Genomic DNA, 16,090 nt, shown 5'->3' with positions numbered 1-16,090 from the left:
GCGAAGCGCTTCGCAAAACAATTTGAATGTGTCTAGGGCATATACATTCTTTTGGGAAGCGCTATGTAAATAAGAAAATATTGGCTCGTTACGTGTGTGAATTCAGGCAGAATTCTCCTTTGCATATATGCCATACACGGAGGTATTTATGAAAAACGGGTTTAGCCAAATTCAGCAGCTAGGTTTCACATTAATTGAGGTTTTAGTTGTGCTATTTATTTGTTCTTTGACTACTTTTTCGGGGTTGTATTACTGGCAAAAACACATAGAGCGGCAACGACTCGTTGATACGACGAGGCAACTATCTGAATTTATTTATGGTTATGTAAAAGAAGGGATTTATTTAAATCGGCATCAGATCCTTTTAGTGAGTTTAGGGAAAACTAATTGGTGGATATCCATTAAAGATGCAAATACACACCAAGAGCTAGGAAAAATAACGTCTGATAAATATCAGGGAATTGAGCTTGCTAAATCAACACGAACCTCAGTTGACTTATATGGAAAGCAAGGGACAAGCCGCGCATTTAGTTTTCAGTTAAAGAATAAAAATGATGCTATTTCTGTTTACATGTCTGCTTTAGGGCGGGTTAGAACGTGTTCACATCGCAGTGTGGCTGGAGTACCTAAATGTTGATCCCAATACGTTACTTAAACAAGACAAAACAAAGGGGATTTACGTTAATAGAGATGTTGGTTGCGATGGCGATAAGTAGCCTTATTTGTATTGCTGTGATGAGTAGTATTCCTTCAATCTTTAAGGAAGCTTATAGAGCGTATTTTCAATATCAGTTAAATAGGGAGGTCTGGCAAATCTTACTGAATATGGAAAAGGACTTTAGGCGTATTGGTTATTGTAGCGATTCTGACTGTGCTGGTGAGCCGATAGCGATTAGTGCTAAATCATTAAGTGAGGGGAGAAACACGTGTATCATTTTTGCTTATGACCAAGATTTATCAGGAAAATGGGTTGATGTTAAGTCAAAAACAACTGAGACAGATTTTTTTGGTTATCGGTTAAATAATGGAAAGTTAGAGTCAAACCGGAATGTTAGGGATTGTAGAGGAACACGCTGGCAGTCATTGTTTGATGCAAAATTGGTGACTGTAAAAAAATTGTCCTTTAATTGGCTTATGAATATTCAACTACTTGAAGTTGTTATGAGTGTTGAAACAAAGTTATTACCTAGACAGGCCTTTGATTATCGAATTGCTGTAAAACTTAGGAATTTATAATGGTAAAAATGGACAGCCAAAGAGGTAATATTGCTTTAGTGATGACTGTGGTTTTAATGACAATGGGCTTGTTATTAATCAGCTCTCTCCATTTTTTCCAAAGACGTGCACAGGATGAGTGGCACAAAGAAACGAAATATTATAATGAGTTTAATCGGGCTGAATCGGCATTGGCATGGGGGCTAACATTATCTTGGGAAACGAATATAAAGAAAAAATGGATTTGTCAGCAGAATGCAACACAAAATTGGACAAGTTGCTTAAAACCTTATAGTCGTTCAATTTCTATTTTATCGGGTCAAAGCCCTTATAAGGATGGCTTAGATATTAAAGTATATCAATGGGTTGAATGGGATGCTCTGAAACAGAAAATTACGCCTCGTAAGAATGGTTGGTTAGATTACTGCCCAGTTAAACAAAAGGGATTTTGTTTGTGAAAATACATCAACAAGGGTTTGCATTAATAGAATCTATAATTGCTATGGTCGTTTTTGCCATCTTGCTTATTGCTTTGTTAAACTATACACAATATATCATGTTGAATTTTAATCAATTATATAAGAGTTCAATGGCTATCAGAGAATTGCATAGTGTATTAGAAAACCAAAGAATACCAAATGATGAAATTTCGAAGACGGAAAGGCCTTTCATTGATACAGATTTACGATACTCTGTTGGGAAGATTGAACGCAATCACCGCTACCCAGCGGAGTTTTGCTCTGAGTTGATGGTTTCATTACTTATTCCTAGGCAACGGCTTTCGCTTAGCCGTTGGTATTGCTCAATAGGAGAGCGTCATGTTTCAAGTCTATCATTCTAACCAATTAGATTTGTTAAAAGAGCTCATTGCTCATTTAATGAAAAATGAACCTTTATCGCATCCTTTTGAGCAGGAAATTATTTTAGTGCAAAGCCCTGGAATGTCCCAGTGGTTACAGATTGAACTCGCAAAACAATTTGGGATTGCAGCGAATATAAACTACCCACTTCCAGCTACATTTATCTGGGATATGTTTAGATGCATCCTGCCAGATATTCCGAAAGAAAGTGCATATACCAAGCAAGCAATGACATGGAAATTAATGACGATTTTACCCACTGTTATTGATGAGGAAGAATTTGAACCGTTAAGGCATTATTTGCAGCATGATACAGACAAAAGAAAACTTCATCAGCTTGCGGGCAGAGTTGCAGACCTCTTTGACCAATATTTAGTTTATCGGCCTCAATGGATTGAAAAATGGCAACAAAATGAGCTAATAGAAGGGCTTAGTACCAATCAACTATGGCAAAAAAGGCTGTGGTTATGTCTAGTTGAATACTCAAATGAATTAAACCAATCACCTTGGCACCGCGCTAATTTATACGAAAATTTTATTGGCAAATTGCAAAGTACACCCTCTTTAGGAAAAATGCTTCCTAAGCGTATTTTTATTTGTGGAGTTTCATCTCTTCCTCCTGTTTATCTTCAAGCTTTGAGTGCAATTGCAGAGCATACAGATATCCATTTGATGTTTACAAACCCCTGTCGTTACTATTGGGGGGATATTCAAAGTGCCTCTTTTTTAGCTAAGCTACAACAAAGAAAATTACGCCATTATCTTGATAAACATGAAATATCACGTTTTAAAATTGAAGAGCATGTACCTCATCTATTTAATGATGATGGTGAGCAGGATATTGTTAATCCGTTACTAGCTTCGTGGGGAAAGCTGGGGCGAGATAATTTATATTTTATTTCTCAAATTGATACAGCGAATGAAATTTTTGCTTATGTTGATACCAGTAGGGCGAGCCTACTAGAAAATATCCAGCAAGATATTTTAGACCTTGAAAACCATGCTCAGCTTGGCACAACATTGGCAAGCTATGAAACGAGCCAAGGAAAAAGATTAATACAAGAATGGGATGATTCCATAACATTCCATTTATGCCACAGTGCACAACGTGAAGTTGAAGTATTACAAGACCGTTTGCTGGCTATTTTTGAGGAGGATCCATCCTTAACACCAAGGGATGTGATTGTTATGGTAGCAGATATCGATAGCTACGCTCCCTATATTCAATCTGTTTTTGGTAATGCTGCATCCACGCGCTATATTCCATTCTCTATTTCTGACAGAAAAGCTTTGCAAGCCCATCCAATTTTACAAGCATTTATTATGTTGTTAGATTTGCCTCAAAGCCGTTTTTCAACAGAACAAGTCCTCGCCTTACTTGAGGTTAAGGCTTTTTCTCAATGTTTTGGAATTGATGAAAGTGAGCTAAGTTTATTGCGTCGTTGGGTGAATGAGTCAGGGATCCGTTGGGGATTAGATGATGACAATGTACGCTCGTTTGCTTTACCTGTTATAGGGCAAAATACATGGCAATTTGGTTTGAGCCGAATGTTATTAGGTTATGCGATGGATAGCCGAAATGGGCCATGGAACGGTATTTTGCCTTATGATGAATGTAGTGGCTTAGCTGCACAATTAGCGGGTAAATTAGCTTTATTGATTAATACATTAAGAGAGTGGCGTACAATATTAGAGCAAGAACGACCACTTGATAAATGGAAAGAACTTTGTCAGCAACTTATTGATAGCTGCTTTATAGTTGATAGTGAGACAGAGCTAGTTCTGGCTCTTTTAACCGAACAGTGGCATCAAATCATCGAAAATGCTATGGGATCAGGTTATGACAAACCTATTCCACTGCGCTTGATCAGAGACGAGCTTTCAGTTCGTTTTGATGACGAAAAAATGAGCCAACGCTTTTTAGCCGGAGCAGTCAACTTTTGTACATTGATGCCAATGCGTTCTGTTCCATTTAAGGTCGTTTGCTTGCTTGGCATGAATGATGGCATTTACCCACGAAGCATTCCACCTCTAGGTTTTGATTTGATGGCAGAGAAACCTGCAAGAGGAGATAGAAAGCGTCGAGATGATGACCGATACCTTTTTTTAGAGGCGCTCAATTCGGCAACTAAGCAGCTTTATATCAGCTATATTGGTCTTTCAATTCGTGATAATCAACCATGTAACCCGTCTGTCTTAGTGTCTGAATTACTTGATTATATTTGTCAAAGCTTCTGCTTGGAAGGTGATGAGTTACTTAATATTGATGATAGTTCTAAGCAGTTAAAATCTCATCTGGTCACCCAGCATACCCGAGTACCTTTTGCGAAAGAAAACTATATTCCTCAAACACCTTATCAAAGTTTTGCAAAAGAGTGGTTACCAGCGGCTAAGACAACCGGGCGAGTAGAAAACTCTTTTTGTTCAGTTCTCAAAGATCCTGAAGAGGAAATTACGCATATTTCCTTGGAGCAACTTTTGCGTTTTTATCGCCACCCTATTCGTGCATTTTTCCAGCAGCGTCTGAAAGTGCATTTTTCAATTGAAGAAACTGAACTTCCTGAAGAGGAACCTTTTATTCTTGGGCGGTTACAACGCTATAAAATTAATGATCAAATTTTAGATTTGCTTGTCAAAGAGGAAAGCCCTGATCCTTTTTATCATGCGCTTAAAGCATCGGGGCAATTGCCTGCAAAACAATTTGGTCAGCTTTTTTGGGAACAACAACTCAATGAAATTGTTCCTCTCGCTGAAAAAATAAAAGAGTATGAGGTTCAGCAGTTTGATTACCCAATAGATTGTGAAATAGATGGGATCAAAATTACAGGTCAGCTTAAGAATGTGCACGAAGCAGGCATATTACGTTATCGGCCAGCTTACCTAACTGCAAATGACGGTATTCAATTATGGATTGAGCATCTTTTTTTTAATGCTCAGGTTGGTGAAGGGGAAAGTGTTGCATTGGGGCGTGATAACAGTATTTGGCAGTTTTCATCCATTGAACAAGATGACGCATTAGGTTACTTAAAAAGCTTAGTAAAAGGTTATTGTGAAGGTCTAAACACGCCATTAATTCTTTTAAACCAAAGTGGCTGGAATTGGTTAACGGCTTGTTTTGATAAAAAAACGAAGCAATATGACTTTTCATCAGAAGAAAGCCAACAAAAAGCATTATCAGCCTTAATTCAAAGTCTGCAAGGGAGTTCGATGAAAAAAGGCGAGATGGAAGATGATTACGTGTTGAGGGCTTGTAGAAACTTGAACAGTACAATGGTTCAGTCGCTGATACAGAATACTCAGCGTTTTTTACAGCCAATGACTAAATATTTAAAATAACGGGAGTGCATTATAGGATGCAATATTTATCCAAAAAGATCGCCCAACTATTCTTATTATTCATAGTATTAGGGTGTGGCAGTGCTGTTGCTATTGCGGCTCAACCACTCTGGCAATTGTTGCCTGAAACTATTAATAAGAGTGAAAGCGATCCTCGCGAGTATAAGGCAATAAAGCTGAATAATGATATGACGGTTTTATTGGTTTCTGATGCTAAAGCAACCAAATCATTGGCTGCCGTTTCCATCCCTGTAGGAAGTATTGAAAACCCAGACAGCCAATTAGGCTTAGCTCACTATTTAGAACATATGGTATTGATGGGTTCTAAAAAATACCCTGAGCCAAGTAGCTTTTCTGAGTTTTTACAAAAACATGGCGGTAGTCATAATGCAAGTACAGCACCTCATCGTACAGCATACTATTTTGAAGTAGAGAATGGCGCCTTAAAAGAAGCGACTGACAGATTAGCTGATGCATTAGCAGAACCGTTATTAGATCCTATCAATGCAGATAGAGAGCGTAATGCGGTTAATGCGGAACTAACGATGGCACGTTCTCGCGATGGAATGCGTATATGGCAAGTGCGTTCTGAAACACTAAACCCGCAACATCCTAATTCTCGTTTTTCTGGTGGTAACTTAGAAACGTTAAAAGATAAGCCTAACAGTAAATTACAGGATGAGCTTGTTGGTTTTTATAAACATTATTATTCAGCGAATTTGATGAATGGTGTTCTCTATGGTGATCAATCAATTGATTCTCTCGCGAAAATAGCGCAAGAAACATTTGGTCGTATTCCTAATTTTAATGCCAGTGTTCCAGCCATTAGTACTCAAGCGGTTACAGATAAAGAAAAAGGCATTATTATTCATTACGTGCCAGCTCAACCGCAAAAAGCGATTCAAATTGAGTTTAGCATTAAAAATAACATGGCGGATTTTCGTAGCAAAAGTGATAGTTATATTAGTTACTTACTTGGAAATCGTAGCCCTGGAACATTAGCTGACTGGCTGATTTCACAAGGTTTAGCTGAAGGGATAAGTGCATCAGCATCGCCAAATGCAGACAGAAATTATGGTTCTTTTTCTATCTATGTCACTTTAACGGATAAAGGGTTGCAGGAGCGTGACCAGATTATTGCCGCTATCTTTTCTTATATTGATTTAATCAAAAATGATGGCATAAGCAAAAGTTACTTTGATGAAATTTCAAAAGTGCTTAACTTATCTTTCCGTTATGGTTCAGTTGTTAGGGATATGAACTACATCGAATGGTTATCTGATCAAATGATAGATGTCCCTGTTAATCATGTACTTGATTCTGATTATATTGCGGATAAATATGACCCTGCTGCTATTAAGCAACGTCTATCTGAGCTGACGGCTAAAAATGCGCGAATTTGGTTTATTAGCCCTGACGAACCAAGCAACAAAAAAGCGTATTTTGTCGAAGCACCTTACCAAGTTGATCAGATCACGCAAAAACAGTTTAAAGATTGGGATAGTTTAGAGTCAAAAATGCACTTTAAATTACCAACATTAAACCCTTATATTGCCGATAAACTACCATTAATTAAATCTGAAAAGGTCTATAAACACCCTGAGTTTATTTATGAAAAAGGAAATACTCGTGTGTTATATATGCCAAGCCAATATTTTGCAGATGAGCCAAAAGCAAGTATCACGTTGTCTTTGCGTACAAAACAAGGTGACCAAACTGCGAAAGACCAAGTGACAGGGGCATTACTGCAATATATTTCTTCATTAAAAATGGATGAACTGCAATATCAAGCATCGGTTGCAGGAATGTCTGTTTCCGTTTCTCAAGGTGTTGGCTTACAGCTTAATGCCAGCGGTTATACCCAACATTTACCTGAGCTCTTTTTGTCCATGACTAAGCTGTATTTAAGCTTTGAGCCTACAGAGCAAGAGTTAGCACAGGCAAAATCTTGGTATAAGGAACAAATTGCTGTCGCAAATAATGCGAAAGCTTATGAATTAGCAATGCAACCTCTTCAGCGTATTAATAGTGTCCCTTACTTTGAACAAGAACAGCGCCTTGCAGAGTTGGATAAAATATCACTTAGTGACCTAACGCATTATCGCCAGCTATTGGTGAAAAGCGCGGCATTACAAGCACTCGTTTTCGGTAACATTAATGAGTCGCAAAGCATCAAAACAATTCAGGATGCTCAAAAGCTATTAAATAGTGAGGGGACTGAATGGTGGCGTGGCGATGTGGTCGTTATTGATAAAAACTATTTAGCTGATTTCCATAAACAAGGGAATAGTACCGATAACGCGCTTGCTGAAATCTTTGTGCCAGATGGTTATAGCCGTATAGATGGCGCAGTGTTGTCAGGTATCTTAGCGAAGGTGATTCAGCCTTGGTTCTATGATCAATTAAGGACTAATGAGCAGCTAGGTTATGCAGTATTTGCATTTAAATCTGGCTTAGGTGATCAGTGGGGGATGGGCTTTTTACTACAAAGCAATGCTAAGACACCAGATTATCTTAACACGCGCTATCAAGCATTTTATATTCAGGCCTTAGATAAGCTTAAAAAACTACCAGTTGATGAATTTAATCAGTATAAACAATCAATTATCACTGAAATGAACCAGCCACCGCAGACATTCTACGAAGAGCTAGGACGTTATTCATCAGACTTTTCACGCAATATTTTTAGCTTTGATACTCGTGATAAAGTGTTATCAGCTTTAGGGTCAGCAACTAAAAATCAAGTCATTGAATATTATGAAAATGCAGTCATTAAACGCAAAGGGCTAGCGTTAACATCGCAAGTCATTGGTCAAGGTGTTGACGATAAGTCCGGTTTTGCTCAATTGAAAGGCTGGGTGTTTTACCCAACAGCTTCAGAGTTACAAAAGATTTTGCCAATAAAGGAAGATGCTGAGTGAATAAAATGCAGGTAGAGTCCCAATTATTGAATGTATTTTCTTTGCCACTAAGTGGACAAAGACTGATTGAAGCTTCGGCAGGGACAGGAAAAACATACACCATTGGTATACTCTATCTGCGACTTTTATTAGGTCTGGGGGGCGAAAATGCGTTTCCTAGGCCGCTTAGTGTTGAAGAAATATTGGTTGTGACATTCACGGAAGCCGCAACGAATGAATTGCGTGGGCGAATTCGCCAGCGAATTCATGAAATGCGTTTGGTTTGCTTACGAAATGGGGTTGGGTTTGAATCTCAACCTGAGTATCTGGAATTACTAGGTGAGCTTTCAGGTGAAGAGCAACTAAAATTTGCAGAAGAGTGGTTATTGGCTGCTGAACGGCAAATGGATGAAGCCGCCATTTATACTATCCATGGATTTTGCCAAAGAATGCTAGTGCATAATGCATTTGAATCAGGAGTACTCTTTGAGCAAACAATGATCCAAGATGAATTTCCGATTCAAAAGCAGGCTTGTGCAGATTTTTGGCGCCGTCATTTTTACCCGCTTGATTATTCAATGACTAAAGTCGTGCAGTCCGAATGGAATGGTCCTGAAGCGCTTTTAGCTGAAATAAGGCCTTTTCTACAAGGGGATATGCCGCTCATTATTAATCAGCCCAAGGTTCAAGAGTCATTGGAGGAACGGCACCAACGCTTAATTTCTCTGATTGAATCAGTGAAATCATCTTGGCGAGAAAATGCAGGGGATTTCGAAAAGCTAATTGCGGACTCTGACGTTGATAAACGAAGTTACAGTTCTCGTTTTTTGCCTAGTTGGCTAATAAAAATTGGTCAATGGGCAGAAGAAGTAACCCAAGATTATGACTTTCCAAAAGATCTTATTCGTTTTTCTCAAACAGTATTGCATGAGAAATCAAAAAGTGGCCAAGGCCCTGAGCACGAGGTTTTTCAGCAAATTGAGACGTTACTCACTCAATCATTAACTTTAAAAGATATTGTTATTCCATTAGCGATTTCAGAAGTTAGGCAGACGATAGCGGATGAAAAACACCGCCGTGGGGAGATGGGTTTTGATGACCTTTTAACTCGCTTGGATCGTGCGCTTAGCCATGATGGCGGAAAGTTCTTAGCACAGGCGATTAGCCAGCGCTTTCCTGTGGCGATGATTGATGAGTTCCAAGATACAGACGCACAGCAATACCGTATTTTTCAGCGAATTTATCAAGGTGTTGATAATACGGCTCTTTTATTTATCGGCGATCCAAAACAAGCCATCTATGCTTTTCGTGGCGCAGATATTTTTACCTATATTGAAGCGAAAAAGGAAGTTAGTGCTCACTACACATTAGAAACTAACTATCGTTCATCACAAAGTATGGTTGAAGCCATAAATCGCGTGTTTAGCCATTGCCAATCACCTTTTATTTTTGAACAAATACCATTCCAGCCTGTTAATTTCGCACAACAAAATGCAGGGAAAAAACTGGTCCACAAAAATCATGAAGTCAAAGCGCTCACTTTTTGGCAGTTAGATGCAGAAGCGGTTTCCGTATCTGAATATGAACAAGCCATTGCGAAACAGTGTGCAGCGCAAATTGCACAATATCTTCAAGGTGGGTTAGATGGTGAAACTTACTTTAAAAATAATGAAAAACAGGTTTTTGTGGCTACGTCAGATATTACCGTGCTGGTGCGCAGTCGTCGTGAAGCTGTGTTGATTCGAGATGCTTTAAATCAGTTAAATATTCCTTCTGTCTTTCAGTCAAATCGTGAAAGTGTATTTTCAACACCTGAAGCTAGGGATTTATTATGGCTATTACAGGCGGTGTTGGCCCCTGAAAAAGAACGGGTATTACGAAGTGCACTCGCGACAGGGATTTTAGGACTAACAGCTGAAGATATTGATGTGCTTAACCATGATGAAAAAGCATGGGAGGGTCTTGTTGATGAGTTCTCTCGCTATTTGACCGTCTGGCAAAAGCGAGGCGTATTGCCAATGCTAAGAATGATAATGTCACAGCGTCATATTGCTGAAACATTATTATCTGCGACTGATGGTGAAAGGCGGTTAATGGACGTCATGCATATCGGTGAGCTATTGCAGGAAATGTCACTTCAACTTGAAGGTGAGCACACACTAACACGCTGGTTAGCGCAACAAATAGCTCATCCTGACCACCAATCAGACGCACAGCAGATGCGCTTGGAAAGTGATAAACACCTTGTTCAAATTAGTACAATCCACAAATCTAAAGGCCTTGAATATAAAATTGTATGGTTACCTTTTGCCAGTAATTTCTTACCGCAATCTAAAGGCTTATATCATGACCGAAATGACTATGGCACGAGGTTAGATATAGAAGATAGTGATGAAACTGTTGCTTTAGCAGATGAAGAACGTTTAGCAGAAGATCTTCGTTTATTATATGTGGCATTAACTCGTGCTATTTACCATTGTAGTGTTGGTATTGCCCCGTTAATAAAGGGGAATAGAAAGAAAAGTGGAGAAACTGACTTACATTTATCGGCACTCGGTTATGTTATCCAAAAAGGAGAAGCAGGAGATTATTCGCTGCTAAATAGTATGTTAAGTGAGATTAGTAACGAAATTATTGATGTCATTTCTATTGATCAGGTTGAATCTAAAAGACTAGTTCTCGATACACAAATGCATGATGATTTAATGGCTAGGGAGCTAACACGCTATTTTGACGATTATTGGCGAGTAACAAGCTACTCAGGGCTGAGTTATGGGGCAAGCCATTCAGAAGATGAGCAAACTATCTCTCCATTACAGTTTGCAAATTCATTGGCACCTAAAATGGATGTTGAGGCTAGTATTGATATCGAGCAACAAGAAGATGAAAGCGCTAATACCTTAACCCCTCATCAATTTCCTAAAGGTGCATCCCCCGGAACTTTTTTGCATACATTGATGGAAGAAATTAGCTTTAGTGAGCCTGTTGCACTCGACTGGTTAACAGAAAAACTCGAAAGTTCAGGGTTTGATGTTGAATGGGCTCCAATGTTGCAGGAGTGGTTAAAGGCAATCGTAGAAGCCCCCCTTGCTGAGGATGGGCTCTGTTTATCTGCATTGCAGCCGCAAGACCAGCTAGATGAAATGCAGTTTTATTTGCCTATTGACGCCATTATTAATGCAAAAAACGTAGATAATATAACGCATGAATATGACCCGTTATCTAAGCGGTGCCCACCATTGAATTTTGAAAAAGTTCAGGGGATTTTAAAAGGGTTTATCGATTTAACATTCTATTGGAATGGAAAATTCTATTTACTTGATTATAAATCGAATTACCTTGGTGAAGATGCTTCATACTACACTCAAGAAGCGATGGCTGAAGCCATGATCGACCATCGTTATGATTTACAATATCAATTATATTCTTTAGCGCTACATCGCTATTTAAAACAACGTTTACCAGACTATGATTACGAAACGTATTTCGGTGGTGTGTATTATCTCTTCTTAAGAGGGATTGATAACGTTAATTCACAAAATGGTATTTTCTTTTATCGTCCTGTAAAAGAGTTTATTCAAGCTTTCGACCACTTGTTTAGCGATACACCCGACAAGGAGGCATACTAATGAAATCTCTTTTTAATCGAGGGATTGAAGAGCACATTTTTACGCCTTTAGATGTGCAATTTGCTTACAGCATTGCTGATGAAAATAGTCCTATTTTATTGGTTATTGCTGCGCTACTGAGTGCAGAAACCATGACGGGGCATGTGTGTTTAGCATTATCCGACGTGACACTTGATAACCTATTTTCAGGGCGACACCAAGAGCTTGCTAATGATTTCTGGCAGAAAATGGGGCATCCCGACGAAGAAAAGATTTATCAAGCTGTGCAAAGCTCAGATGCGGTTTCTTTAACATCAGAAAATAGACTTTCTCCGTTATTGCTTTCGGAAAATTATTTGTATTTTCAACGGATGTGGCAGTATGAGCAATGTGTTGCACATTTTTTCTCTAACACATCAGTTAAAAATAGCCAGAATCAACAAATTCAAGCTGTGTTAGATAGCCTTTTTCCTATTTCAAACGAAATTGATTGGCAAAAAATTGCAGCTGCAGTTGCTGTAACCAGCCGAGTCTCCATTATTTCAGGGGGGCCAGGTACAGGGAAAACAACGACAGTTGCTCGTATACTGGCGGCTCTAATTAAGCTGGAAACTCGAACTGAACAACAATTAAAAATTGAACTGGCGGCTCCAACAGGGAAAGCGGCGGCAAGGCTAACGGAATCGCTTGGTAATGCGTTGAAAAGTATGCCGTTGACAGAAAAAGAACGTGAAGTTTTACCAAGCCAAGCAAAAACGTTGCATCGATTACTTGGGGCTCAGCCTGAAAGCCAGCAGTTTCGTTTTAATCGCAATAATTTATTATCGTTAGACATCTTAATTGTTGATGAGGCGTCTATGGTTGATTTGCCTATGATGGCAAAGCTGATAGAGGCGCTACCTGAAAATGCAAAGCTGATTTTTCTTGGTGATAAAGACCAACTTGCCTCGGTAGAGGCTGGGGCAGTGCTGGGGGATATTTGTCAGTTTGCTGATATTGGTTATAGCCCTGAAAGAGCGAAACAATTAGCAGAAATTACAGGTTATTCACTTGGTGAATATTCTTCAGCCGAGGGGCCAGCTATCCGTGATAGCCTATGCTTATTACGTAAAAGTTATCGTTTTTCGGCAGAGTCAGGTATTGGGCAACTCGCTTTTGCTGTTAACGAGGGTAATTCAACTCGAGCTCAAAAGTTATTAAATCAAGGGCAATCGGATGTGCATAATTATGTGCAAGAAACCGCAGATGATTATGTGAAAATTTTACTCGATGCTTCAGCCTGCTATGAAGATTATTTGCTTGCGGTGAAAGCCAATAAATCCCCTGAAGACATCTTATCTAAGTTCAATCAATATCGTTTGTTAACTGCACTAAGAGAAGGGCCTTTTGGTGTCGTGGGGCTAAATGATAAACTTGAAAAACTACTCCATCGGCAAGGTCTTATTAATCGGCCTTATAACCATTTGAATAAACATTATGCAGGTCGGCCAATTATGATCAGCCGTAACGATAGCCCATTAGGGCTGTTCAATGGCGATATTGGTATCATTTTACCTGATGAAGAGGGCAATCTGAGGGCTTATTTCCAGTTTCCAGATGGAGGAATTCGAGGTGTGCAGCCTAACCGTCTTCCTTTACATGAAACGGCTTATGTGATGACAGTTCATAAATCCCAAGGTTCGGAATTTGCTCATACCGCATTTGTGTTACCCCAATTATATTCACCCGTTATTACTCGAGAGTTGGTATATACCGCAATCACTCGAGCAAAAAAAGAACTTTCCCTTTATGGCAACCCGAAGGTATTGCGTCGAGCAATCGAAACACCAACCAAGCGTCGTAGTGGGCTAACGAGACAGCTAATGTAAACATAGCAAGAGGGCGTTTAGGCAATTAAACGGCTTAACTTGCGGATAATGATGATTTAAAGGTAATGATATGGATAACCAGCAAGAGATGACCGCAGTAACCATTACGTTAAATGCGAGATTAGAACCTGTTAGGCGTGCAGACTTAGAAGATGCATTTGATGAAGTCATGAAAAGCCTGAATAAAGATATTCATGTCGCGGGTGGGGGCACACTATTAGGCGATAATGGTGAAGCACAAGAATGTGATATTGAGTTGGCCGTTGCCGATGCAAGTGATGAGAATATTAGCATGATTATCCAACTATTTACCTCAATGCTAGCGCCAAAAGGATCTCGTTTATTTATTCATGGTGAAGATATTCGTATCGATTTCGGTGAACACGAAGGTTTAGCTGTTTATTTTAATGGTACCGAGCTAGCCGATGAGGTTTATGAAAATGGCGACATTAACGACGTTTTTGATGTATTAGATGAAGCGGTTGAAGATATCGGAAGTATTCACGGCGTGTGGGATGGCCCTACAGAAACAGCCTTCTATTTTTATGGTAGCTCTTTTGCTGAAATGGAAGCGATAATAAAGCCTCATTTAGATGCCAATCCACTTTGTGAAAAAGCAAGAATTGTACAAATTGCTTAACTAGGTCGATATTAACAATGAATAATATGCCCCCAAATTAGGTATCCATTCGTAATTTGGGGGCATACACTACACTAACCAACACTTATTTTATTCAAACAGAGAATACTACTTATCAGATTGGCTCTTTAAATCTAATATTAAAATTTTAGAGCGACGCTGGTAGTTATATAAAGCCTGTTTTTTTAATGGCAGCATTTCAATTTCCGCAGGGGTAAAACCACGTTCTTGAAACCAGTGGATACTGCGTGTCGTCAACACGAATAATTTTTCTAAGCCAAATTGTTTTGCTTGTACCGCAACACGGTGAAGCAATTCCTCTCCGCGAGCAGAACTGCGGTAGTCTGGATGAACGGCCACACAAGCCATTTCCCCTAATTTTTCTTCAGGATATGGGTAAAGGGCGGCGCAAGCTATTACTAAATTGTCTCGTTCAATAATCGTGAATTTATCGATTTCCATTTCGAGTTGTTCACGTGAACGACGAACAAGTATACCTTGCTGCTCTAATGGTCGAATTAACTCTAAAATACCCCCAATATCATTGATATTTGCACGACGAATTTGTTCAGCACTTTCCATTACAATCTGCGTACCGATACCGTCACGAGAGAACAATTCTTGGATAAGAGCCCCGTTTTCTTGGTAGCTTAAAAGGTGACTACGGCGTACTCCACGGCGACAGGCTTTTGCTGCACCACGCAAGAAACGCACAGTTCCTGAGTAGTAATCTCCTTCAGACTCAAGTTCTTGGATTCGGTTCTCTGCCTCATTAGGGAATAATTCAGATAAGATATTGCCATCTTTGTCTACAACACCTTGAGAAGAACAGAACCCGATGAGTTTCTCGGCTTTCATTTTCACGGCTAGCTGAGTTGCAATTTCTTCTGAAGTGAGATTAAAACTCTCCCCTGTTACAGAAACAGCAACAGGGCCAATTAAAACAATAGAACCATTATCTAACTGATTATTGATAGCTTCTTCGTTTATGCGGCGGATTCTGCCACTGTGGCAGTAATCAACGCCATCATCAACGCCAAGCGGTTGTGCAATGACAAAATTACCACTGACCACATTAATGTGGGCGCCTTGCAATGGTGTATTACTTAAGCTCATTGATAAACGTGCAGTAATATCAAGTTGTAACGCGCCAGATGCCTGTTTAACATATTCAAGTGTATTTGAATCAGTTACACGAGTATGTTTATGGTAAACCGCATCGTATTTGTGTTCCGCTAAAATATCTTCAATCTGCGGGCGAGCGCCGTAGACCACAATAATTCGGATCCCTAAGCTATGTAATAACCCTATGTCATTGACAATGCTTGGAAAATTTTCATGCGCAATCGCTTCACCACCAAGCATAATAATGAAATTTTTGCCGCGGTGGGCGTTTATATAAGGTACCGAATGGCGAAATTCATCAACCAACTCGGTGCTGCGCTCTTTCATAACAACCCTCTTAAGTGAATTTTTATTCGTTAATTATGTATTTTTATTCTTTTTGGCAAAAAATATCAAGTAAAAGATGGAATAAAAAAATAACAAATATATTTTTATGGGTTACATATCTTTAAATATAAATGTGTATTATTAATGACAGGGAGCACATGATTCGTTAGAGTGCTTATTTCTAGCCAAATAATTGGCTTATAGTCTAAAA

10 protein-coding genes are annotated in these 16,090 nt (G+C 39.2%); 9 read left to right on the top strand and 1 reads right to left on the bottom strand.

The window, feature by feature from the left end; genetic code table 11:
• Window positions 1–148: 148 nt before the first annotated feature.
• The 9 genes from AC4IFT_RS18905 (at window position 149) to AC4IFT_RS18865 (ending at window position 14,427) form a co-directional block, all read left to right on the top strand.
• Window positions 149–637 carry a prepilin-type N-terminal cleavage/methylation domain-containing protein gene (locus tag AC4IFT_RS18905; RefSeq protein ID WP_490752262.1) on the top strand — a complete coding sequence of 163 codons (489 nt, stop codon included), beginning with the start codon at window positions 149–151 and terminating at the stop codon, window positions 635–637.
• A complete protein-coding gene (locus AC4IFT_RS18900) occupies window positions 631–1,236 on the top strand; it encodes a prepilin peptidase-dependent protein (protein WP_490752260.1) in 606 nt (201 codons plus the stop codon). Before AC4IFT_RS18905 ends, AC4IFT_RS18900 begins: the two co-directional genes overlap by 7 nt.
• Window positions 1,236–1,673 (top strand): YgdB family protein, encoded by a 438-nt coding sequence (locus AC4IFT_RS18895; RefSeq protein WP_490735872.1) that lies wholly within the window; start codon window positions 1,236–1,238, stop codon window positions 1,671–1,673. Before AC4IFT_RS18900 ends, AC4IFT_RS18895 begins: the two co-directional genes overlap by 1 nt.
• Window positions 1,670–2,056 carry a prepilin-type N-terminal cleavage/methylation domain-containing protein gene (locus tag AC4IFT_RS18890; RefSeq protein ID WP_490735870.1) on the top strand — a complete coding sequence of 129 codons (387 nt, stop codon included), beginning with the start codon at window positions 1,670–1,672 and terminating at the stop codon, window positions 2,054–2,056. The genes AC4IFT_RS18895 and AC4IFT_RS18890 overlap by 4 nt, the downstream gene beginning before the upstream one ends.
• Window positions 2,034–5,411 (top strand): exodeoxyribonuclease V subunit gamma, encoded by a 3,378-nt coding sequence (recC, locus tag AC4IFT_RS18885; protein ID WP_490735868.1) that lies wholly within the window; start codon window positions 2,034–2,036, stop codon window positions 5,409–5,411. Before AC4IFT_RS18890 ends, recC begins: the two co-directional genes overlap by 23 nt.
• Before the next feature lie 17 nt (window positions 5,412–5,428).
• Window positions 5,429–8,332, top strand: coding sequence for a pitrilysin (gene ptrA / locus AC4IFT_RS18880; RefSeq protein WP_490735866.1), 2,904 nt, complete (start codon window positions 5,429–5,431; stop codon window positions 8,330–8,332).
• On the top strand, window positions 8,329–11,940 hold the full coding sequence (gene recB / locus AC4IFT_RS18875) for an exodeoxyribonuclease V subunit beta (RefSeq protein ID WP_490752258.1): 3,612 nt from the start codon (window positions 8,329–8,331) through the stop codon (window positions 11,938–11,940). The genes ptrA and recB overlap by 4 nt, the downstream gene beginning before the upstream one ends.
• Window positions 11,940–13,787: an exodeoxyribonuclease V subunit alpha gene (gene recD, locus AC4IFT_RS18870; RefSeq protein ID WP_490752257.1), complete on the top strand. Its 1,848-nt coding sequence runs from the start codon at window positions 11,940–11,942 to the stop codon at window positions 13,785–13,787. Before recB ends, recD begins: the two co-directional genes overlap by 1 nt.
• A 70-nt stretch (window positions 13,788–13,857) precedes the next feature.
• On the top strand, window positions 13,858–14,427 hold the full coding sequence (locus AC4IFT_RS18865; RefSeq protein ID WP_490735860.1) for a hypothetical protein: 570 nt from the start codon (window positions 13,858–13,860) through the stop codon (window positions 14,425–14,427).
• Window positions 14,428–14,535: 108 nt separating this feature from the next.
• Here the strand turns inward: AC4IFT_RS18865 and argA are convergent, their stop codons facing one another.
• Window positions 14,536–15,879 (bottom strand): amino-acid N-acetyltransferase, encoded by a 1,344-nt coding sequence (gene argA / locus AC4IFT_RS18860; protein ID WP_490735858.1) that lies wholly within the window; start codon window positions 15,877–15,879, stop codon window positions 14,536–14,538.
• Between the last annotated feature and the right edge of the window lie 211 nt (window positions 15,880–16,090).

It is taken from the genome of Providencia sp. UF-183, from assembly GCF_058246155.1.
Note: the sequence above shows the minus strand (reverse complement) of the source record. Positions and strands in the feature narration are given on the sequence as shown.